Genomic DNA, 20,581 nt, shown 5'->3' with positions numbered 1-20,581 from the left:
ATGTGGTTCACCCGTGTCAGTCTGAAAAACCCCGTCTTTGCCACCATGGTCATGCTGGCCTTGGTGGTCATGGGCTTGTTCTCTTACCAGCGCCTCAAGGTTGATCAATTTCCCAACATCGATTTTCCGGTGGTGGTGGTCAGCACCGAATACCCTGGCGCTTCGCCTGAAATCGTTGAAAGCGAAGTGTCGAAAAAGATTGAGGAAGGCGTCAACTCGATCGCGGGCATCAGCGCCCTCACCTCGCGCAGCTACGAAAACCAGTCGGTGGTGGTCATTGAGTTCCAGCTGAACATCAACGGCCGCAAGGCGGCCGAAGATGTGCGCGAAAAAGTAGCGGCCATTCGCCCTTCGTTGCGCACCGAAGTCAAAGAACCCAAGGTGCTTCGCTTTGACCCTTCCGCTCGCGCCATTTGGTCTTTGGCCGTGGTGCCCAGTGCGCCGACAGATGCCACAAGCGCCACACCCCATGCCGCACTGAGTGCGGTAGAACTGACCAACTGGGCAGAGCAAGTGCTGAAAAAACGCTTGGAAAACGTCCGTGGTGTGGGCTCGGTCTCTTTGGTGGGCGGCACGCGGCGTGAGATCAACTTGTATCTGCAACCCTCTACCATGGAAGCGCTGGGCGTGACGGCAGAGCAAGTGGTCAGCGCGGTTCGCAATGAAAACCAAGATCTGCCCGTCGGTGCGATCCGCTCCCTCGAGCAGGAACGGATGGTGCAAATCGAGTCGCGGATGAAGCGCCCCGAAGATTTCGAGCGGATCATCGTGGCCCGCAAAGGCAACACCTCGATACGTTTGTCCCAAGTGGCGCGGGTGAAAGACGGGTCCCAAGAGCTGGAAACCCTGGCCCTTTACAACGGTCAACGCACCTTGCTGCTGACTGTACAAAAATCACAGGACGAGAACACCATTGATGTGATCGATGGTTTGGTCAAAACCGTGGCTGCTATGAAAGGCCAAGTACCCCATGGCATCCGACTCGAGCCCATCACCGATGGCTCCAGGCCGATTCGCGTGGCCGTGGACAACGTGCGACGCACCCTCATCGAAGGGGCCATCCTGACGGTGTTGATTGTTTTCCTGTTTTTGAATTCTTGGCGCTCGACCGTCATCACGGGCCTGACGCTACCGATCTCACTGATCGGCACGTTCATGTTCATGCAAATGTTCGGATTCACCATCAACATGATCACGCTCATGGCATTGTCTCTGTGCGTGGGCTTGCTGATCGACGACGCGATCGTGGTGCGTGAGAACATCGTGCGCCATGTGCAGATGGGGAAAGACGCTTACCGAGCCTCTTTGGAGGGCACACAAGAAATCGGGCTGGCGGTTCTGGCGACCACCCTTTCCATCGTTGCGGTTTTTTTGCCGATTGGCTTCATGGAAGGCATCATCGGCAAGTTCTTCCATGAGTTTGGCATCACCATCGTAGCGGCTGTGATGATCTCGATGTTTGTGAGTTTCACGCTTGACCCGATGCTGTCTAGCATCTGGCATGACCCCAGTATCGAGTCGCACGGCAAGCGGCAAGAGCCATTGACTTTTTACGACAAAACCATTGGCCGGGTCACGGCTTGGTTTGACCGTTCAACCGACCAACTGGCCGAGGGCTACCAAAAGATTTTGGCTTGGTCCTTGGTGCACAAGCGCAAAACGGTCTTGCTGGCCATCGGTATTTTTGCCTTGAGCATCGTGATGCTTCGCTTTGTTGGCACCGAGTTTGTACCCAAAGCGGACTTCTCTGAAACCACCGTGAATTTTCAGACCCCCGTGGGCAGCTCCCTTGAGGCCACAGAGGCCAAAGCCCGACAGGTGCAAGCCATCATCCGCGAGTTGCCAGAAGTGCGCTACACCTTGGCCACGCTCAACACGGGCAATGCTCTTGGCAAAAACAACACCAGCATTTACGTGCGACTGGTTGACCGCAAGGACCGTCAACGCAATGTCGACGAGATGTCGGGCGTGCTGCGACAACGTCTGAGCCAAGTCCCAGGCATCACGGTCACACACGTCGGCCTTTTGGACTCGGTGGGTGGCAACAAACAGGTGGAATTTTCATTGCAAGGCCCCGATCAGCGCGAGTTGGAGCGCCTGGCTTTGGGTGTCATGGAAAAAGTCCGCGACATACCCGGTTTGGTGGATTTGGATTCGAGTGTCAAAGCCAACAAGCCGACCTTGCGCGTGGAGGTATTGCGTGACTCAGCGGCTGACTTGGGTTTGGGCACAGCTCAGATCGCTGGGCCCCTGCGTACTTTGGTTGCAGGCCAATCGGTGGGCAACTGGCGAGCCCCTGATGACCAAACCTACGACGTGATCGTCCGCTTGTCGCCCGAAAGCCGAAACGCTACCCAAGACTTGGACCGCCTGCCCTTTGTCATGGGCAACGGACCAGACGGCAGCCCGCGCGTTGTTCGCTTGGGCCAAGTGGCCAAAATCACCGAGTCAACGGGTTCCAACCAGATCAACCGCCGCGACCTGACGCGCGAAGTGGCCATCAACGCCAACACCATCGGCCGCGCTGCTGGCGAAGTTTCCGCAGACATCCGAAAAATCATGGACAACGCCAACCTGCCTCCGGGCTACCGCTACCAGTTTGGAGGCTCCACCAAGAGCATGGCGGAATCTTTTGGCTATGCGCTCACAGCCTTGGCCATGGCGGTGATTTTCATCTACATGATTTTGGCCAGCCAGTTCAAAAGCTTTTTGCAACCTCTGGCCTTGATGACCGCCCTGCCCTTGACGTTGATTGGCGTGGTATTGGCGCTGATGGCGTTCGGCTCGACCTTGTCGATGTTCTCCATCATCGGCGTGATCATGCTGATGGGCTTGGTGACCAAAAACGCGATTCTGCTGGTGGACTTTGCCATCAGGGCCCGGGAAGACCAAACCGATGCCCAAGGACGCCTGATTCCGGGCATGGCACGCAGTGAGGCGCTTTTGATGGCTGCCAAAGTGCGTCTACGCCCTATTTTGATGACCACCTTGGCCATGATATTTGGTATGGTGCCACTGGCTTTTGCCATGACCGAAGGCTCGGAGCAGCGAGCCCCCATGGGACAGGCCGTGATCGGCGGGGTCATCACCTCATCGCTGCTGACCCTGGTGGTGGTGCCCGTCGTTTATTGCTATATGGACGATTTGGCCCAATGGCTTCGACGAAAAGCTGGTTTGGCCCCAGCGCGTCAGGGTGATGACACGCCAGCCCCTTAAAATCATCGATTATTTGAACAAGACCCCCGCAGGAGTAAGCCATGGACATGAATCAAGCCCGCTTCAACATGATTGAACAGCAAATCCGCCCTTGGGAAGTGCTCGATCCCGAAGTTTTGGCGCTGCTGTCCACCGTACGCCGTGAAGATTTCGTGCCTTTGGCGCATCAAGCACTGGCTTTTGTCGACATGGAGATACCCTTGGGCAGCGCGCCCAACCAAGTCATGTTGGCCCCGCGTGTTCAGGCCCGTCTTTTGCAAGATCTGGCGGTACAGCCAACAGACAAAGCGCTCGACGTGGGTACCGGTTCGGGTTTCATGGCCGCTTTGCTGGCCCACCAAGCCGCCAGCGTGCTCAGTCTCGAAATTGATGCTGGCCTGGCCAAGCAAGCCCAAGCCAACCTGCAAAAAGCAGGCGTGACCAATGTCACTGTCCGTCAAGCCGATGGCAGCCAAGGTGCAAACACCGACGGTCCGTTTGATGTGATCGTGCTCAATGGCTCTGTCGCTGAAGTACCTGCCACTTTGTTGCAACAGCTGACGCTGGGCGGTCGTTTGGTGGCCATCGTGGGTCAAGAGCCCATGATGCGTGCCACAGTGATCACCCGCAACACGGAGACCACTTGGACCACCACCGAGCCCTGGGATTGCAACGCGCCACGCCTTTCCGGTTTTGCCGAGCCATCCCACTTCAAGTTCTGAGACCACCATGGAACAGATTTACCCCTCTCAAGTGGCCGAATGGGCCAGTCAACAAAGTCAGCGCCCTGTTTTGTTGGACGTGCGCGAAGGATGGGAAGTGCAAACCGCCAGCGCCAAGCCTGAAGGTCTTGACCTGATGCACATGCCCATGCAAAACATTCCAGCACGCCTGGCTGAGTTGGACAAATCTATACCTATTGCCTGCTTGTGCCACCATGGGGGCCGTAGCATGCAAGTGGCGCATTTTTTACTTCAACACGGCTTCCAAGTCGTGAATGTGGCTGGTGGTATTCATGCTTGGTCGGCACAAGTTGACCCAACCATTCCCGTTTATTGAGCCTCGTTGTTCTCCTATTTCTGAAAGAACTCCCCATGACACTGCGTCTTTTGCCTTTGACCCTCTCTTTGACGGCTTTCATAACAGGAGCCGCTCAAGCCCAAAGCTTGGCCCAGCTTTATGAAGCGGCCAAAGGCTACGACGCCAACTTCAAGGCGGCTCAGTCGCAGTATCAAGCCAACTTGGCCAAGGCAGAACAAGCCAAAGCTTTGCTTCGCCCGACTGCAGGCATGGGAGCCACACTCAGTGAATCCGATTACGCCAACCAATTGAACTCTGCTGGCGACGCGCGCTTTGGCACCCGTAGTGCAACCCTCAGCGCCAGCCAACCCCTGTTTCGCCCCGCCAATACGGCTGGCTACCGTCAAGGCATGAAACAGCTTGATTTGGCCCAAGCTCAACTGAAAACAGCAGAGCAAGACTTGATCGTCCGGGTGAGCCAAGCCTACTTTGATGTGCTGACGGCCCAAGAAAGTCTGGCGTTTGTCAAAGCCCAAAAAATCGCAGTGTCCGAACAATTGGCTGCTGCGAAGCGCAACTTTGAAGTGGGTACATCCACCATCACCGACACGCGCGAAGCACAAGCGCGTTTTGACTTGGTGACGGCCCAAGAAATCGCTGCCGAAAACGATTTGCGCGTCAAGAAATTGGCGCTGGACCAATCGGTAGGCACCCAAAATGCCCAACCCCTCGCCCTCAAATCTGGCGCCAACTTGGCACTTGCGGCAAATGGCGATGTGCAAACTTGGGTTCAACAAGCCACTGAACAAAATCCTGGCATTGCGCAAGCTCGCGTTGCACTGGAAGTGGCCCAACTCGAAACCGAAAAAGCCAAAGCTGGGCACATGCCCACTTTGGACTTGACTGCATCATTCGGTGCAACGCGCTACCGCAACGGCAATTTAACTTCGCGTGTAGACAACAACGTCGGCACCATTGGCTTGAACTTCAACTTGCCTTTGTACGCTGGCCATGCCACACAAAACCGGATTCAAGAAACTACAGCATTGGAAGAAAAAGCACGAAATGATTTAGACGCTGCACAACGCACCGTCGCGCAGGCCACAAGGACAGCATTTTTCGGCGTGCAATCAGGCTTAGGGCAAGTCAAAGCTTTGGAAGCAGCAGAGGCTTCTAGCCAAAGTGCACTTGATGCGAACAAACTGGGTTACCAGGTCGGTGTGCGCATCAACATCGATGTGCTCAACAGCCAAAGCCAACTCTTCCAGACCAAGCGCGATCTGGCCAAAGCGCGGTACGACGTTCTGTTGGGTCAACTGAAACTGAGCCAAGCTGCAGGGGTTTTGAAGCTGGAAGAATTGCAAAAGGTCAACGATTTGCTTGTGAAATAAGGCCCTCCTTTGGACACGGCAGACCAACGAATTAGCGTCCAAGAAACTGTCAAAAATTGGCAGTGCGTGATGGTGTGTTGGGGTGATAAATACCCCATCACACTCATCAACCATCTGATGGCGCAAATCGAAAGACATGCACCATCTTCGCCACGTTTTGTGCTGATCTGCGACCAACCCAAACTTGGTTTGCGCTCAGACGCTATCACTCGCGACTTCCCACCCTTTTTTCTGAACCCTCAATTCAAAAAAGGCGGCTGCCAAGCAAAGCTCGCCATGTTTGAAAAAGGTGTTTTGCCAGAAGACCTTCCTAGCATTTACATCGATCTTGACACCATCGTCCTTGGCGATATCAGCGCAGGACTGCAGCTGATGGACACACGCCAGACTGTGGCCATGTTGCCCAGCGCGATCATTCCTTTTGGCCCTATCGGTCGAACAATTTGGAAGTGGACCAACAAAAAAAATTACGCTCGTGGCAATTCGTCCATGGTCGTTTTCCATCCTGCAGAATGCCATTACGTTTCCGAAACATTTCGCAGTTTGTACGGCCAGCACCCTGATCTGAGCTTTCGGCCTATGGTGGCTGATGAACGATTTATCAGCTGGGTTGCTCAATCCCATATGAAAAAGCTACCCAACAGTTTGATCGTCAAGTTCCCAGGGGAATTCATGTTTCCCTGGCGTTGGTGGCTGTATGTCAAAGCCCAATTGCCATGGGTTCGGGCACGTCGCGCCAAGCTGGCAGCGATCACGCTCAATGGCTTGCTCATTAAGCCTGAGAGTCTGGTTTCGTTAAGCGAGGGGGAAGTCGTGACAGACAACAAATTTCGAAAGATGGTCTGGAGCGAACGAACAATGGGCGGTTTTCGAGGTCAAATATTGAACTTCTACCAATTCCTCAAAACAAAAAATTAACGCGCATCGGCGCCAGTTTGATGGAAATAGGCTTTCACATGAGTCTGAATTTCCTCCAAGACTACTGGCTTTAGTTGATCTGTGGCCTTTAAAGCTTCAATACTTCGCTGTAGAACCAGCAAGTTGTGATGATCTTTGCTTTTTTTAATAAAAGGCACACCTGATCTCAAAACCAAAGCCGTTTGAGCACAAGCAAACATATTTTGTGAATCAATCAAACGTGCATACCAGTCCCTCCAGCGAGTCACGACGTTTTCGTCCTGGCAATACAGCAATGCTTTTCCTTCCTGCTCCAAGGTTTGATCCATGACAACCAACTCTTGGGCTAAGAAAGGCCATGAGGAAGCGTCTTGGCTCTCCGCCAAACTTTGGTAAGTTTGCTGATCAACCATCGCATGGTGCGTGAATCGTTGATCATGAATAAACAATGCGGATAACTTGCGCTCACCACTCCTGATGGTTCTTGGTTTGCTGCTCGTTTGGCGGTAATTGATCCAGAAGTCTTCAAATTCAGAAGATCTCCACACCTTTCCTGAAAACAGGATCATGAATGATGCGTAAAACAACTGGCGTTGATGGCGTTGTGACCGACCCCGTTGAGCTGACAAAGCCCCTACCACATCAGCTCCCGCTTTTTCCATATCAGACAAAAACGTGCAATTTCGAATGACAGGGAACCAAACACTGTCATTCATCAGCAATAGCTTTTCCAGTTGAATAGCAGATTGACGCAACCAAAGAACCGCCTCTTGATACCCTCCAAAATCGTAGCCAAAATTTGGGCGAACGATGACATGAGAGACAAAACCTGAAACACGATTTCTTTCTGGTTCCGTCAACTCGCCGTTGGAAACCAGCACACACGCGTAGCCCTGCCGTCGCAAATACACACAAGTCTCAATAACCGACTCAGCGATTCCATGTGGTTGGAATATCAAAAAAATAGCGACACGTGGCGTCCAAGGCGCATCGCCCTCATAGTGTTTGACGTATTCGGAACGCCGTATGTTGTAATCCACACGCAATAAAGCATCCCGAAATTGACGATAGGGCTCGAGCAATTGGCCACCCACACGGCGCAGTTCTCGCTGAATCTTCCACCAAGCGATGCTCACCGATTAACCTCTGCTGCCTGCGGCAGTTGTGTCGAAAACTTCAATAGTTCCGCCCAAATCAAAGCACTGAAAAACACGAAAACACTGTTGGTCACGCTGTAGAGCAATGCCCCATTTGCTAAAGCTTTCCAAGCATACGTAAAAAATAATGCGGCAAGTATGGCTGAAAGCTCTTTGTGCCCTTGTTGCCATGGAATGGCGACCATCCTTCTGATCAAGTAGACAAAGAGGACCAGTGCGAGGGTTGCCCCCAGCGCGCCAACTTCCAAAACCACCTGCAAGTATTGCTGATGAAAATTACTGTAACCATATGGATTGGAAGGATCGGTCGCAAATTGAGGCACATGGATTGGTTTAAGTCCAGCACCCCAGCCGAACCATGGTCGCTCCTGAATGGCCTCCAAAGCAATCCGATACATTTCCAGTCTACCCCCAACGGATGTATTGAGCGCTTGTACGCGGGCAACCCCACCTTCAAGATACAAGCCTACCTCATGAGCCACAATTGAAAATCGTGGATTCACCACTGGCCAAGCCATCATCATGAGCAGCACACAGAGTCCAAGAGAAATCGTTGCTTTTTTAAGAGAAAAGCTTTTTTTGAAGCGCCATAACAAGACGACACTCATGCCCAATAACAAGCCGAGCAATTCGGTTCTGCGCAAAGTGCCCAAAAATGCAAGCCATCCAGCCACCAAGGCTGAGATCAAGTACACCTTTTCTGTCTTTTGTATATCAGGTCGAGTCATTGCAATAAACAACCACAAAAGCATGAATGCCATGGTTTGCCCTAGCAGGCCACAGTCATGAGCCCCAGCTTTGAAACATTGGGCATCGACTGATGAAGGGAAAAACAGTCTCGCAACCAGGTACCAAATCATCAGCACAATCATGCTGGCAGCAGCCCACGACTCAGTCTGCCGGACAGATACATTTGCTTTTCGAAAAAAAAGAACCAACGCCGGCCAGAGTAAGAAATGGATGCTGTTGAAAGCATTGTCAATGGCCTGCTGAGAGTCCAGTGCCCATGAAGCTGACAACAGTTTGATCCAAAAGACAGATGCGAAACCAATGGGGACAAGCCACAAGGCGCGCGCATCAGAACCTGTCCAATCAACAACCAAAGACCGTTTGTGATCTCGGAAAAATAGCACGGAACCCATCAACGCCATTCCCACAAGGATCAACTCGGGAGAAGTAAAAATCAGTTGGCAGGTAAATACAAACAACAAAACCCAGCTGCTGGGTCTAGACAAAAAGCTCAAAATTGGCATACCCAAACGTCAATCCGATTGATGAAAAACTTTTTGGTCAGACTTGCCCCAAAAATCCGGACTGCTCATGATCTCTACGAAATGGCGCATGGCCTGCCCATCGCCATAACTCGAATCTGCTCTTGATCGCTTGTTCCAACAAGTGTCTAGGAACCGATTTATGCCTTCGACATCTAACGCATTGCAAACAGTCACAGAATGCGCCAGGGCACGGTTGTTCTGTCGACTCCCCACATCCAAACTTGGCAGACCTAAAAAGGGGGCTTCTCTGACTCCTGCGCTGCTGTTACCAATCATGGCCGAAGCATTTTTCATCAATTCTGAAAAATAATTGAATCGCATCGAAGGGATCAGGCGGAAACGCTCCTTAGGCAAGGCCTCGATTAATTTAAAAATGGCATCTGTTCCTGGATCGTTGTTGGGCGCAATGACAACAAAGTTCTTTCCGCTGACTTTGAGACACTCAAATAAAGATTGGGCTTGAGCGCCAATGGTGTCCACTTCGGATGTGACAGGATGAAAAATCACAATCCCATAGTCATCAAACGGAATGGCATATCGAGACTTCACTTCTTCAATCGTCACACCAGATGGACGTGCATGCGTATCCAACTCCGGTGACCCAATGTTGTAAACGCGATCTGGCGCTTCACCCAAAGCCAGCACACGCTGCCGTGCAGCGTCAGAACTCACAAAATGTGTTGCACAGAGTTTGGTGTTGCAGTGTCGAATGCTTTCGTCGATAGTGCCTGACACCTCACCCCCTTCAATGTGCGCAGAAGGGATGTAACGCATGGCACAGACAATGGAGGCGGCAAGCGCCTCCACCCGGTCTCCATGGATGATGACCAGGTCCGGGCGGTGTTCATGGACAAAATCTGAAAACCCCAAAATGGTTTTGGACAGGATGAAGTCCAGGGCATCCCCCTCGCGTTGATTCACAAATTCAAAAAATTCAGCACCTGCAAATCGTTTAACTTCCAAGCGTGTTTCACCATACCGCTTCATCATGTGCATGCCGGTGATGAAGAAACTGATTTCAAAACTGGCTTGCTGTGCAGCATGCGCCAAGGGTTCGAGCTTGCCAAAGTCTGCCCGGGTACCCGTCACAAATAACAATTTTTTACCCGTGACGAGCGCATCGGTTGACGTCATTCGGGTTTCTCCAGGCCATCAAAATCCGCCCAGCACAGTTGCTGGTTTCGCTTAACAGGCTGGGTCAAGCGTTTGCCAATCAACCGATCGAAGTACTGCACAGAAATCTCGCCCGAACCGGGTCGGCGTGCCCAGATGTCCGATTCGGTCACCAAATGTCCTGCGGGCAAGTCTTTATCGGCCACCACCGAACCACGGGCAAACCGGTAAACGTCTTCCTCGGGGGCTGTTCTCACTTTGGGGTTGTTCAATGCGGTATGAATTTCCTTTGAACGGTCGATCAGGAAACGCAACTCTGCAGGGTCCATGGAGCAGGAAATGTCCGGACCCTTGCGGTAGCGGGTGTCTGTGAAGTGACGCTCCAAAATACAAGCCCCCAAAGCCACGGCAGAAAGAGCCATTTCTGGGCCGATGCTATGGTCCGAAAAGCCGACCACTGCATTCGGAAATGCCCGGCGCAAATCGGTCACACCTTGCAAGCTGACGATTTCTGGGGGCGAGGGGTAAAGGTTGGTGCATTCAAGCAGGGCATATTGAATGCCAGCGTCCTCAAGAATCTGCACGGAAGGCTTCATGCTCTCAATGGTCTGCATGCCCGTGCTCATGATCACAGGTTTGCCCATACGGGCGATGTGCCGTATGAGGGGCAAATGGTTGCATTCACCCGATCCAATTTTGAATGCGGCTACACCGATTTCGTTGAGAAAATCAGCTGCTGCCCGTGAGAAGGGTGTCGAGATGTAAAGCATGCCCAAAGACTCGGCATGCTTTTTCAAAGCGATTTCGTCGTCTTTGCCCAGAGCGCACTCTTGCATCACATGCCAGATCGATTTGTCGGCATTGGGCGGGAAAATCGATTTAGCCTCGTCGGTCATTTCGTCGTCCACGAAGTGGGTCTGGTGCTTAACCATTTCGCAACCGGCCAGATGCGCTGCGGTTACCATGGCTTTGGCCACCTCCAAGCTGCCACCGTGGTTGATACCGATTTCAGCAATAACCAGCGGCGCATGTTTGAGGGAAATTTCCCGATTTGCAATTCTCATCACTTTTTTCCTTATTTCTGAATGGCAAGCGCTGCTTCGCAACGTTCAAAATCGGCCAAGGTGTCAATATCTTGGCTGCGCTCAGGACTCATTTGCACGAGGCCAATGCGTTCACTCACAAAACTGCCGCTGGCCAAAAACCACTCGGCTTGCATCACATAAACCGCGCCATTTGGACGCACGACAGGCGGCAAACTCTGCCGATTGGAGAAGCAGTGAATCGGATCGCTCAGTGGCACAAAGCGGTCGCCCTCCACTAGCCCCCATTTGAGAACGCCGCGATCGGCTTCTGTGACCGACATCACCAGCTCATGCTGTCCAGTGTCAAACACATCCAGTGCAGCCTGAACATCAACCACTTCGCGCAAAGGAGAGGTCGCTTGCAGCAAGACCAAGGTACCTTCGCAGCTTGCACACTGGAGGGCATGCGCCAGCACAGGCGCCATTGGAACGTCATCACCGCACAATTCAGCAGGTCGCTCGACGGTTTGCACACCAGCTGGCAAAGTAGCTGACAAGACTTCAGGAATATTGGTCGTCACGATGACCCGCTGAGCACCAGCGGCTAGAGCCAGATCCACGGCATGGCGATACAAGGGCTTGCCCGCGAGTAAGCGCGTGTTTTTGCCCGGCAAACCTTTGGAGCCACCTCGTAAGGGGATGACCGCAGTCCAAGGAGAGCGCGAAGAGGTCATATGGAAGCAGGTGTATGGCTTAGGTGCAGTAGACGCTAAGTATACTGATGCACCCCTCTTGAATATCCCTGCCTTCACGCAACATCCAGTGGCCCTGCCGTTTCAAGCCTTTCAAATGAATTCCCGCTTTCCAAGCTCTTGGGGCATGCGCCTGGCCATTGGGGTGTACCAAGCCCTCTGGGTGGTGCTTTTGCCCGTTTACCTTCTGTTCTTGTGGCAAAGGGGAAAGCGAGAGCCACTCTACCGACAGTTTTGGTCAGAGCGTTGGGGGATTGTGCCCACCCGGCTGAAAAATCCCATCTGGATCCATTCGGCATCCATGGGGGAAATCCGAGGGGCAGCACCGTTGGTACGCGCCCTTTTGGATGCGGGCTACTCGGTATTGGTCACCACGTTGACCCCTGCAGGGCGTACCGCGGCACAAAAACTACTGGAAACCGATATTTCACAGGGACGGGCACAGGTCGCCTATCTGTCCTTCGAGTGGCGTAGTTCGGTCACGCGCTTCATTCGGAATGTCCAACCCCGCTGCGCCATGATGACCGAAATAGACACTTGGCCGGTGCTGCTGAACACCATACGCCATGAGGGCTTGCCTTTGTGCATGGCCAATGCCCAATACCCCAAGAAAAGCATAGAGCGCGATTTGCAGCGCTGGGGTGGTTTTCGTGCCAAGTTGTTTCCTGCCTACCAATTGGTGATGTGCAAATCTGAAACCCATGCAGCGCGTTTCAGGCAAGTCGGCTGCTCGCGGGTTGAGGTGGTTGGGGAAACCCGATTTGACCTGCCGATCTCAACGTCACAAATCGCCGCAGCCGCGCTTTGGGTTCAACATTGGCAATTGGGCTTGATGGAGCGCCCCGTCGTTGCATTTGCAAGTGCCATTGTGGGAGAAGACGAACAATTCATCGACGCCATGCAGCAGATTCAGCAGGGCTTGGCTGCTGCAGGCAAAACCAAACCGCTGTTTGTCTATGTGCCGCGCAGTCCACAAAGGTTCGACATCGTTCATGAGCTGTTGCAGTCGGCTGGCCTGCAGACGCTTCGCCGCAGTGAAGTATTCGATGCCCAGTGGCAATTGCGTCACGCCAACACAGATTTGCGTGACGTAGATGTACTTTTAGGTGACTCGCTGGGTGAAATGTACTTTTATCTGGCACTCTCACAAGTCGTGGTGGTTGGCGCTTCTTTTGTGCCCATGGGCGCCCACAACGTGATCGAACCTCTGGCCCTCAAAAAGCCCGTCATGGTGGGCCACAGCATTTGGGGCATTGAATACCCAGGTGTGGAAGCTCTAGCTGCTGGTGTATTGCAACAGCACATGGATATTCCCTCACTGGCACAGGCCATGGTCCATTTGCTGACGGCACCAGGGGCCTACGCAAAGGCCATGGCAGGCGCTGAGCAGTTTTATGCCGAGCATGCAGGGTCTACTGCCAAGCATATGGCCGTGCTGGTCCCGTGGTTGGAAGCTGAGACATGAGTGACCAAGGCGCTTGGGCCTTGCAAAGCTACCTTTGGCTGGCCAAAGCCATGACGCCCCTATGGCGCTGGGCCCTCGAAAAACGGCTGCAGCGCGGCAAGGAAACGCAGCAAAGCCTTGATCAAAAATGGATGAAAGCACCCGTCCACAGGCCAGAAGGCCCGCTCGTGTGGGGACACGCCGTGGGTGTAGGAGAGGCCATGGCTTTGGCTGGACTCTTCGCACAAATGGGTCAACAGTGGCCCGAGGCACACTTTTTAATCACCACCACGGCCCGCACCTCGGGTGACGCACTGCACAAAACAGGTTTACCGCCAAGATGCCTCCATCAGTTCGCCCCCGTTGATACGCCAGCCACCGTGGCATGTTTTCTGGACTACTGGCGGCCTGGACTGGCTGTCTGGTGCGAAATGGACCTGTGGCCCGCCTTGATACATGCCACCGCCGAACGCGGCATTCCACATGTGTTAGTCAACGCCCGACTCGACGTCGCCGCTTTGTCCAAACGACGCTGGGGCCGTGCCATTTACAAATCCTTGCTGCCCGGATTTAAAAGCCTGTGGGCACAAAATACCGCTACACGCGATGGACTGATTGCTCTGGGCGCCAAGCCTGAAAGCATCTTGGTCACAGGCACCATCAAAACGCTGTCGCCCCCTTTGGGCTGTGATGAAAATCAACTGACCCAATGGCGGGCCAGCCTTCTCGGCAGACATGTCTGGCTACTTGCGTCCAGCCATTCTGATGAAGAAGCACTGGCATTGCAGGTTCATAAGTTGCTGCGCCAGCAACACCCCAACGCATTGCTGCTGATAGCGCCTCGAGCACCAGCTCGTGGCGGAGAAGTTCAGACTTTGTGTCCAAAAGGCACCCTATTGCGCAGCACATCGGTCGAGTTACCTTGCGAAGACGATTCGGTTTACATCGCCGACACAATTGGTGAAATGGGCCTGTGGTACCGGCTGGCTCCAGTGGCCATGTTGGGTGGGTCTTGGGCGCCTGTAGGTGGACACAACCCACACGAAGCGCTAGCCCTGGGCTGTCATGTTTTGCACGGACCGAACGTCTGGAACTTTGCTGAAAGCTACGAAGACTTGGACACGCAAGGCATGAGCAAAGAGGTCAAAGAAATTCAGGATCTGGCTCAAGCCATCTCTCGTACTTGGCAACAAACAACACCGCGCACGGTGACAAGCACCCAACAGACCCTCGAGCCGCTAAAAAGTTTGCTGAGGTTGGCGCAAACTGACTGACCATTTCCCGTCGATCAATGGGCCGAGGCGCCCACCTGCGCATCCGGTTTGACTGAACGCAGCAAAGCCAGCATGTCGGTCTCGATTCGGCGCAAGGCCGCTTCGTTTTGTCCCTCAAACCGCAACACCAGCACCGGCGTGGTGTTGGAAGCGCGAATCAAGCCGAAGCCATCGGGCCAATCCACCCGCAGGCCGTCAATGTCAGAAACATGGGCTGGGGCACTGAAGACGCTAGCGGCTTGGGCTTGCAAGGCTTTCGTCACCCTATGCGGCTCACCTTCTGCGCAAGCCACGTTCAGCTCAGGCGTGCTGAAGCTGCTGGGCAAAGCGTTCAGCACTGCATTGGCATCGGACGCTTGGCTCACGATCTCCAGCAATCGGCATCCCGCATAGGTGCCGTCGTCAAAACCGTACCAACGCTCCTTGAAGAAGATGTGCCCACTCATCTCACCACCCAACGGGGCTTGGCCACCCTCGGCCTCGATGGCTTTCATCTTGGCCTTGATGAGCGAGTGACCGGTTTTGTACATCAAGGCTTTGCCGCCTGCAGCTTCGATGGCCGGGGCGAGGCGCTGTGAGCATTTCACATCGAACAAGATCGTGCCGCCGGGCACACGGCTGAGCACGTCTTCGGCAAACAGCTGCATCTGGCGGTCGGGGTAAATGTTCTGGCCGTCTTTGGTCACGATACCCAGACGGTCGCCGTCGCCGTCAAACGCCAGGCCCAGCTCGGCATCGGTGCTTTGCAAAGTGCGGATCAGGTCTTGCAGGTTTTCGGGCTTACTGGGATCAGGGTGGTGGTTGGGGAACTCGCCATCGACTTCGCTGAACAACTCGATCACCTCGCAGCCCAGCGCACGAAAGATGGCAGGGGCCGAAGCACCCGCGATGCCGTTACCCGAATCCACAACAATCTTCATGGGCCGCGCCAAGCCGATATCACCCACGATGCGCTGTGTGTAGTCGGTCAAGACATTCAGCGATTTGACGCTGCCGCCGTCACACAACTTCCAGCTTTCAGCCTCGATCATCTGGCGCAACGCTTGTATCTCGTCACCGTAAATGGCACGACCGGCCAAGACCATCTTGAAGCCGTTGTAGTCCTTAGGGTTGTGGCTTCCAGTGACCTGAATGCCACTTTGGCAAACGGTGTTGGCCGCAAAGTACAGCATGGGGGTGGTGGCCATTCCGATGTCGATGACCTGGATGCCCGATGCCACCAGCCCGCGAATCAGCGCCGCCGAGAGGCCGGGTCCACTCAAGCGGCCATCACGCCCAACAGCCACTTGTGTCTGCCCCTCCGCCATCGCTTGGGTACCAAAAGCTTTGCCCAGACCTTCGGCCAGCGACTCGTTGAGGGTGGATGGCACCACACCCCGAATGTCGTAGGCTTTGAAGATGGAGGCAGTAACTTGCATGTGGAACCGTTTGTACTCAAGTAAGGTGTCTCAATTGTAGGTCTCAATGCCCGGCCGGTATTTCGAAACAGGCTCGAAACACCATGTCCTGAAATGTCCAGTGCTTTTGGTTTTGGGGACTAACATCCTTCACATGCAACCCCCTCAGGCACCGTTTTCAGACAGTCAGCCCACCGACCCATCCAACTGCTCATGCGCATTTCAAAACAAGGATGGCCGCCTGCACACGCCTCACCCCATCACTTCCCTCGCCGGAGAAGCCATGAACACATACACCACCCTCATCGACAGCCCTTTGGGCGAACTCACCCTCGCCTGCAGCGATCGGGGCTTGTGTGGCGTTTGGTTTGAAGGTCAACGCCATGGCCCGCAAACGCAGGTCATCCAAGGCTGGCAGCCCGCGCCAGACCACCCGCTGCTGCGTGCCACTGCAGCGCAGTTGCAGGATTACTTTGCCGTGCGCAGGACCGTGTTCGATCTGCCGCTGGACCTGTCTCGCGGCACAGCCTTTCAGCAAGCCGTTTGGAAAGCGCTGCTGGCCATTGCGGCAGGCAGTCACCAAAGCTACGGCCAACTGGCCTTGCGCCTGAACAACCCTCAAGCCGTTCGGGCTGTGGGCGCGGCGGTGGGGCGTAATCCTGTGAGTATCATCGTGCCTTGCCATCGGGTGCTGGGCAGCACAGGTCACCTCACCGGCTACGCTGGTGGCCTAGAGCGCAAACGTGCGCTCCTGCAACTCGAAGGCCACCCGCTTTCTTGAAAATCCACACCGAATGACCTCTCCTCACGCCAAAGGCTGGCTACCCGACTTCTTGATTCTGGCCGCCATTTGGGGCTCTTCTTTCTTGTTCATGCGCGTCGCCTCCATCGAGCTGGGCGCACTGCCCACCGCCGCCATTCGGGTTGCAATTGCTTCTGTCTTCTTGCTGCCCATCATGCTGGCCAACGGCCATTGGGCTGAGTTGCGTCGGCATTGGAAACCGGTGATGTTTGTGGGTGTCCTCAACAGCGGCATCCCGTTTGCTTTGTATTCTTTTGCGGTGATGCACATCACCACCGGGTTTTCATCCATCCTGAACGCCACAGTGCCTTTGTTTGGAGCACTCGTCGCCTGGTTCTGGCTGGGCGACAAGCCCAGCGTGTCGCGCACCGTGGGCCTGGCCGTCGGCTTTGGTGGCGTGCTGCTGCTGGCCGGCGGGCAAGCCAGCTTCAAACCCAATGCCTCGGGTATCGCACCCGCTTGGGCTGTCTTGGCTTGTCTGGCGGCCACCACTTGTTATGCGTTGGCGGCCAGCTTCACCAAAAAACACATCCCCAGCCTACCCCCTTTGGTCACCGCCACGGGCAGCCAAATAGGAGCCACCCTGGCATTGGCCTTGCCTGCCTTGTGGTTCCGACCTGATCACGGGCCCAGCGCCTCGGCCTGGTGGGCCTTGCTGGTGGTGGGGGTGCTGTGCACAGGTGTCGCCTACATCCTGTATTTCAAACTCATTGAAACCGCAGGGCCTGCCCGAGCCCTCACGGTCACATTTTTGGTCCCGGTTTTTGCCATCGCCTATGGCGTGATGTTTTTGGGTGAAACCGTCACCGCCGGGATGCTGCTCTGCGGTGGGGTGATCTTGGCGGGTACGGCCCTGTCCAGTGGCTTGGTCAAGTTGCCGGGGCGCTGAAAGGGCGATGAACGTGCACCTTCTGCTCACGTTGAACCACCTCGCGAGCCCGCAACTGCCCACAGCCACCGTCCACATCCTGTCCCGCTGACTGACGCAATTTGGTCAAAACGCCCCGCTGATGCAAGCTGCGTGCGATCTCGGCCGCTCGCGCCCAACTGGGCCGCGCAAAAGGCAAATCGGGCACAGCGTTGTAGGGAATCATGTTCATAAGGGCATATTTGCCCTTCAGCAGTCGCACGATCTCGTCGATCTCTTCCTCGCTGTCGTTCACGCCCTCGATCAACGTCCACTGGTACTGAATCGGGTAACCCGTGGCGCGGGCATAGGCTTCACCTGCTTCCACCAAATCTTGCGGGTCAAAGCGGGGCGCCCGGGGCAGCAACTGGGCACGCAAGTCGGCCCGTGTTGTGTGCAGCGACAACGCCAGTGCCGGCTTCACAAGGCCGAGCGGCAAACGCTCAAACACCCGCGCATCGCCCACGGTAGAAAACACCAAGTTTTTGTGCCCAATGTTGCCCACGGTGCCCAGCAGGTCAATGGCCTCCATGACCGCGTCCAAGTTGTGCGAGGGCTCACCCATGCCCATGAACACCACTTTTTTGACAGGCCTGAGCGTACGGGCCAGCGCCACTTGCGCCACGATCTCTGCGCTTCCCACCTGACGGATCAGCCCCTCTCGCCCGGTCATGCAAAACACACAACCGACTGCACAGCCCACCTGGGATGAAACGCACAAGCCATCGCGCGGCAGCAGCACGCTTTCGACGGTCTGACCGTCCTGAAGGCCCACCAGCAAACGTGCCGAACCGTCTTGACCTGGGTGTTGTTCAAGCAGCGTGGCCAAGCCTGCCAGCGTGGTGCTGAGCGCAGGCAAGGCCTCGCGCACTGCGGTGGGCATGAAGCTTTGCAGCGGCCTGCGACCGCTGTCTTGCGGCTTGGCCTGCACCCACAGGCGCAGCACACGCTGCTCGTGAAGGGCGTTCGCCCCAAGCGCACGCAAGTGGTCGCGGATGTCTTGAATGCTGTGCATGGCCGTCAACAACTGCCTTCAATAATGCGGCGGAATTTCATCCCGCAAATTGCGCATCTCGGCACCGCCGCCTGACTCGGGCAGTCGGTCACGCATCTGACGTAACTCTTGGATGAGCGCGTCAATCTGTTGCTGCTGTCGGTAGACCTGTGCATTGAGCTGGTCCAGCAGGTCTTCGGTGAAACCGGCCTTGATTTCGAGGTCAACCAAGCGGTTTTCTATTGGGGTTGGGATATCCATGGGCTGTATTGGACATGATTTTGAAGAGGGCTCTGCCTTCTTTTATAATTTGTCCATCGCCGAGTTACCTGAACTACTTGCAGGGCGATTTATAAATTCTGCTAAAGCGTTCGCCAGGCTCCGGGTTTACAGGGTCGGCAACGCCGAACAACCTCTCTCAACAAGGAGCCTTTTTCATGTCCAGTAATTTCCTCTTCACTTCTGAATCCGTCTCGGAAGGTCACCCCGACAAAGTCGCAGACCAGATTTCCGATGCGATTTTGGACGCCATCTTCGAGCAAGATCCACGTTCACGCGTGGCTGCCGAAACCCTGACCAACACGGGTCTGGTGGTGTTGGCTGGCGAGATCACCACCAACGCCCATGTGGATTACATCCAGGTCGCGCGCGACACCATCAAACGCATCGGCTACGACAACACCGAGTACGGCATCGACTACAAAGGCTGCGCGGTCATGGTTTGCTATGACAAGCAATCCAACGACATCGCGCAAGGCGTGGACCACGCGTCTGACGACCACCTCAACATCGGCGCGGGCGACCAAGGCCTGATGTTTGGCTACGCCTGCTCTGAAACCCCTGAGCTGATGCCCGCCCCCATCTACTACGCACACCGTTTGGTAGAGCGTCAAGCCCAGTTGCGAAAAGACGGCCGCTTGCCTTTCTTGCGCCCAGACGCCAAGAGCCAAGTGACCATGCGTTACGTGGATGGTAAGCCCCACAGCATCGACACCGTGGTCTTGTCCACCCAACACAGCCCTGACCAAAGCGAGTCGGCTACCAAGATGAAAGCCAGCTTCACCGAAGCGATCATCGAAGAAATCATCAAGCCCGTCTTGCCCAAAGAGTGGTTGCAAGACACCAAGTATTTGATCAACCCCACAGGCCGTTTCGTCATCGGCGGCCCTCAGGGCGATTGCGGTTTAACGGGCCGCAAGATCATTGTGGACACCTACGGCGGCGCATGCCCTCACGGCGGTGGCGCATTCTCAGGCAAAGACCCATCGAAGGTGGACCGCTCTGCCGCATACGCTGCACGCTATGTGGCCAAAAACATCGTCGCTGCTGGCTTGGCCACACAGTGCCAAGTGCAAGTGGCTTACGCCATTGGCGTGGCGCGCCCGATGAACATCACGGTGAACACGGCAGGTACTGGCGTGATCTCTGACGACAAGCTCTCAGCCTTGGTGGCCGAGCACTTTGACTTGCGCCCCAAAGGCATCATTCAGATGCTCGACTTGCTCCGCCCCATTTACAGCAAAACTGCCGCTTACGGCCACTTTGGTCGCGACGAGCCAGACTTCACTTGGGAGCGTACCGACCGCGCTGCCGCATTGAAGTCCGCTGCGGGTCTGTAATTTCTTGAAAATGGGCGACGACGCCCATCAAAAGCCAAGCCGCTCGGCGCAAGTTGAGCGGCTTTTTCAATGATCTGGCTTCGTTGTCAGGCTCTGCAGATTGAAACCTGCGAGCGCACTTGAAAATCTGAGCCGGAAATGAAAAAACCGCTGCAAATCAAAGATTTACAGCGGTTTTTTGCTTTTGGCGGAGTGGACGGGACTCGAACCCGCGACCCCCGGCGTGACAGGCCGGTATTCTAACCAACTGAACTACCACTCCTGGTAGCTGTAACTTTTGTCAGAGTGCTATGCAAACTGACCAAGTGCTACAAAACTTG

General features: G+C 54.9%; 18 protein-coding genes and 1 tRNA gene. 10 read left to right on the top strand and 9 right to left on the bottom strand.

The window, feature by feature from the left end; translation table 11 throughout:
- Genes SWE17_RS03345 through SWE17_RS03325 form a run of 5 tightly spaced genes read left to right on the top strand, consistent with a single transcriptional unit; the run spans position 1 to position 6,524 of the window.
- On the top strand, positions 1 to 3,216 hold the full coding sequence (locus SWE17_RS03345; protein WP_322991719.1) for an efflux RND transporter permease subunit: 3,216 nt from the start codon (positions 1 to 3) through the stop codon (positions 3,214 to 3,216).
- A 41-nt stretch (positions 3,217 to 3,257) separates the two neighbouring features.
- Entirely contained in the window at positions 3,258 to 3,917 is a 660-nt protein-coding gene (locus tag SWE17_RS03340) for a protein-L-isoaspartate O-methyltransferase (RefSeq protein ID WP_322991718.1), read from the top strand.
- A 7-nt stretch (positions 3,918 to 3,924) separates the two neighbouring features.
- Positions 3,925 to 4,254, top strand: a complete 330-nt coding sequence (locus tag SWE17_RS03335) for a rhodanese-like domain-containing protein (protein ID WP_322991717.1) — start codon at positions 3,925 to 3,927, stop codon at positions 4,252 to 4,254.
- Between the two features lie 35 nt (positions 4,255 to 4,289).
- A complete protein-coding gene (locus SWE17_RS03330; protein WP_322991716.1) occupies positions 4,290 to 5,606 on the top strand; it encodes a TolC family outer membrane protein in 1,317 nt (438 codons plus the stop codon).
- A gap of 9 nt (positions 5,607 to 5,615) precedes the next feature.
- Positions 5,616 to 6,524 (top strand): hypothetical protein, encoded by a 909-nt coding sequence (locus SWE17_RS03325; RefSeq protein ID WP_322991715.1) that lies wholly within the window; start codon positions 5,616 to 5,618, stop codon positions 6,522 to 6,524.
- Here SWE17_RS03325 and SWE17_RS03320 read toward each other — a convergent pair.
- From SWE17_RS03320 to SWE17_RS03300, 5 genes are read right to left on the bottom strand one after another with little or no spacing between them, the layout of a single operon-like run.
- Positions 6,521 to 7,639, bottom strand: coding sequence for a rhamnan synthesis F family protein (locus tag SWE17_RS03320; protein ID WP_322991714.1), 1,119 nt, complete (start codon positions 7,637 to 7,639; stop codon positions 6,521 to 6,523). The two genes, SWE17_RS03325 and SWE17_RS03320, sit on opposite strands and share 4 nt — an antisense overlap.
- Positions 7,636 to 8,913, bottom strand: coding sequence for an O-antigen ligase family protein (locus SWE17_RS03315; RefSeq protein ID WP_322991713.1), 1,278 nt, complete (start codon positions 8,911 to 8,913; stop codon positions 7,636 to 7,638). The genes SWE17_RS03320 and SWE17_RS03315 overlap by 4 nt, the downstream gene beginning before the upstream one ends.
- Positions 8,914 to 8,922: 9 nt before the next feature.
- Positions 8,923 to 10,068, bottom strand: a complete 1,146-nt coding sequence (gene neuC, locus SWE17_RS03310) for a UDP-N-acetylglucosamine 2-epimerase (protein ID WP_322991712.1) — start codon at positions 10,066 to 10,068, stop codon at positions 8,923 to 8,925.
- Positions 10,065 to 11,111 carry an N-acetylneuraminate synthase family protein gene (locus SWE17_RS03305; protein WP_322991711.1) on the bottom strand — a complete coding sequence of 349 codons (1,047 nt, stop codon included), beginning with the start codon at positions 11,109 to 11,111 and terminating at the stop codon, positions 10,065 to 10,067. Before SWE17_RS03305 ends, neuC begins: the two co-directional genes overlap by 4 nt.
- 11 nt (positions 11,112 to 11,122) lie before the next feature.
- Positions 11,123 to 11,806, bottom strand: coding sequence for an acylneuraminate cytidylyltransferase family protein (locus SWE17_RS03300; protein ID WP_322991710.1), 684 nt, complete (start codon positions 11,804 to 11,806; stop codon positions 11,123 to 11,125).
- Between the two features lie 115 nt (positions 11,807 to 11,921).
- Between SWE17_RS03300 and SWE17_RS03295 the strand changes: the two genes are divergently transcribed.
- Complete coding sequence (locus SWE17_RS03295; RefSeq protein WP_322991709.1) at positions 11,922 to 13,289, top strand: 3-deoxy-D-manno-octulosonic acid transferase; 1,368 nt, start codon at positions 11,922 to 11,924, stop codon at positions 13,287 to 13,289.
- Positions 13,286 to 14,542, top strand: a complete 1,257-nt coding sequence (locus SWE17_RS03290) for a 3-deoxy-D-manno-octulosonic acid transferase (RefSeq protein WP_322991708.1) — start codon at positions 13,286 to 13,288, stop codon at positions 14,540 to 14,542. Before SWE17_RS03295 ends, SWE17_RS03290 begins: the two co-directional genes overlap by 4 nt.
- 14 nt (positions 14,543 to 14,556) lie before the next feature.
- On the opposite strand, the gene SWE17_RS03285 is transcribed toward SWE17_RS03290, so the two are convergent.
- Entirely contained in the window at positions 14,557 to 15,960 is a 1,404-nt protein-coding gene (locus tag SWE17_RS03285) for a phosphomannomutase/phosphoglucomutase (RefSeq protein ID WP_322991707.1), read from the bottom strand.
- 262 nt (positions 15,961 to 16,222) lie between these two features.
- On the opposite strand from SWE17_RS03285, the gene SWE17_RS03280 reads away from it, so the two are divergent.
- Both SWE17_RS03280 and SWE17_RS03275 read left to right on the top strand, forming a co-directional pair.
- Entirely contained in the window at positions 16,223 to 16,720 is a 498-nt protein-coding gene (locus tag SWE17_RS03280; protein ID WP_322991706.1) for a methylated-DNA--[protein]-cysteine S-methyltransferase, read from the top strand.
- Positions 16,721 to 16,733: 13 nt separating this feature from the next.
- Complete coding sequence (locus SWE17_RS03275) at positions 16,734 to 17,630, top strand: DMT family transporter (RefSeq protein WP_322991705.1); 897 nt, start codon at positions 16,734 to 16,736, stop codon at positions 17,628 to 17,630.
- On the opposite strand, the gene SWE17_RS03270 is transcribed toward SWE17_RS03275, so the two are convergent.
- On the bottom strand, positions 17,611 to 18,663 hold the full coding sequence (locus tag SWE17_RS03270) for an RNA methyltransferase (protein WP_322991704.1): 1,053 nt from the start codon (positions 18,661 to 18,663) through the stop codon (positions 17,611 to 17,613). The genes SWE17_RS03275 and SWE17_RS03270 overlap by 20 nt on opposite strands.
- Before the next feature lie 18 nt (positions 18,664 to 18,681).
- Positions 18,682 to 18,903, bottom strand: a complete 222-nt coding sequence (locus SWE17_RS03265; protein ID WP_019430677.1) for a SlyX family protein — start codon at positions 18,901 to 18,903, stop codon at positions 18,682 to 18,684.
- 176 nt (positions 18,904 to 19,079) lie between these two features.
- On the opposite strand from SWE17_RS03265, the gene metK reads away from it, so the two are divergent.
- Positions 19,080 to 20,261, top strand: coding sequence for a methionine adenosyltransferase (metK, locus tag SWE17_RS03260; RefSeq protein WP_322991703.1), 1,182 nt, complete (start codon positions 19,080 to 19,082; stop codon positions 20,259 to 20,261).
- 185 nt (positions 20,262 to 20,446) lie between these two features.
- On the opposite strand, the gene SWE17_RS03255 is transcribed toward metK, so the two are convergent.
- Positions 20,447 to 20,523 (bottom strand) — tRNA-Asp (locus SWE17_RS03255).
- Positions 20,524 to 20,581: the final 58 nt, after the last annotated feature.

This window comes from Limnohabitans sp. (assembly GCF_034680285.1).
In the GTDB taxonomy this organism is placed as follows: Bacteria; Pseudomonadota; Gammaproteobacteria; order Burkholderiales; family Burkholderiaceae_C; genus Limnohabitans_A.
The sequence above is the reverse complement of the archived record's forward strand: the minus strand, read 5'-3'. Positions and strand labels throughout refer to the sequence as shown.

What these genes read in the sequence shown, in the direction of transcription:
- SWE17_RS03345 (WP_322991719.1), top strand. Translation starts at nt 1, where the DNA reads ATGTGGTTCACCCGTGTCAGTCTGAAAAACCCCGTCTTTGCCACCATG.
- SWE17_RS03340 (WP_322991718.1), top strand. Translation starts at nt 3,258, where the DNA reads ATGGACATGAATCAAGCCCGCTTCAACATGATTGAACAGCAAATCCGC.
- SWE17_RS03335 (WP_322991717.1), top strand. Translation starts at nt 3,925, where the DNA reads ATGGAACAGATTTACCCCTCTCAAGTGGCCGAATGGGCCAGTCAACAA.
- SWE17_RS03330 (WP_322991716.1), top strand. Translation starts at nt 4,290, where the DNA reads ATGACACTGCGTCTTTTGCCTTTGACCCTCTCTTTGACGGCTTTCATA.
- SWE17_RS03315 (WP_322991713.1), bottom strand. Translation starts at nt 8,913, where the DNA reads ATGCCAATTTTGAGCTTTTTGTCTAGACCCAGCAGCTGGGTTTTGTTG.
- neuC (WP_322991712.1), bottom strand. Translation starts at nt 10,068, where the DNA reads ATGACGTCAACCGATGCGCTCGTCACGGGTAAAAAATTGTTATTTGTG.
- SWE17_RS03305 (WP_322991711.1), bottom strand. Translation starts at nt 11,111, where the DNA reads ATGAGAATTGCAAATCGGGAAATTTCCCTCAAACATGCGCCGCTGGTT.
- SWE17_RS03300 (WP_322991710.1), bottom strand. Translation starts at nt 11,806, where the DNA reads ATGACCTCTTCGCGCTCTCCTTGGACTGCGGTCATCCCCTTACGAGGT.
- SWE17_RS03295 (WP_322991709.1), top strand. Translation starts at nt 11,922, where the DNA reads ATGAATTCCCGCTTTCCAAGCTCTTGGGGCATGCGCCTGGCCATTGGG.
- SWE17_RS03290 (WP_322991708.1), top strand. Translation starts at nt 13,286, where the DNA reads ATGAGTGACCAAGGCGCTTGGGCCTTGCAAAGCTACCTTTGGCTGGCC.
- SWE17_RS03285 (WP_322991707.1), bottom strand. Translation starts at nt 15,960, where the DNA reads ATGCAAGTTACTGCCTCCATCTTCAAAGCCTACGACATTCGGGGTGTG.
- SWE17_RS03280 (WP_322991706.1), top strand. Translation starts at nt 16,223, where the DNA reads ATGAACACATACACCACCCTCATCGACAGCCCTTTGGGCGAACTCACC.
- SWE17_RS03275 (WP_322991705.1), top strand. Translation starts at nt 16,734, where the DNA reads ATGACCTCTCCTCACGCCAAAGGCTGGCTACCCGACTTCTTGATTCTG.
- SWE17_RS03270 (WP_322991704.1), bottom strand. Translation starts at nt 18,663, where the DNA reads ATGCACAGCATTCAAGACATCCGCGACCACTTGCGTGCGCTTGGGGCG.
- SWE17_RS03265 (WP_019430677.1), bottom strand. Translation starts at nt 18,903, where the DNA reads ATGGATATCCCAACCCCAATAGAAAACCGCTTGGTTGACCTCGAAATC.
- metK (WP_322991703.1), top strand. Translation starts at nt 19,080, where the DNA reads ATGTCCAGTAATTTCCTCTTCACTTCTGAATCCGTCTCGGAAGGTCAC.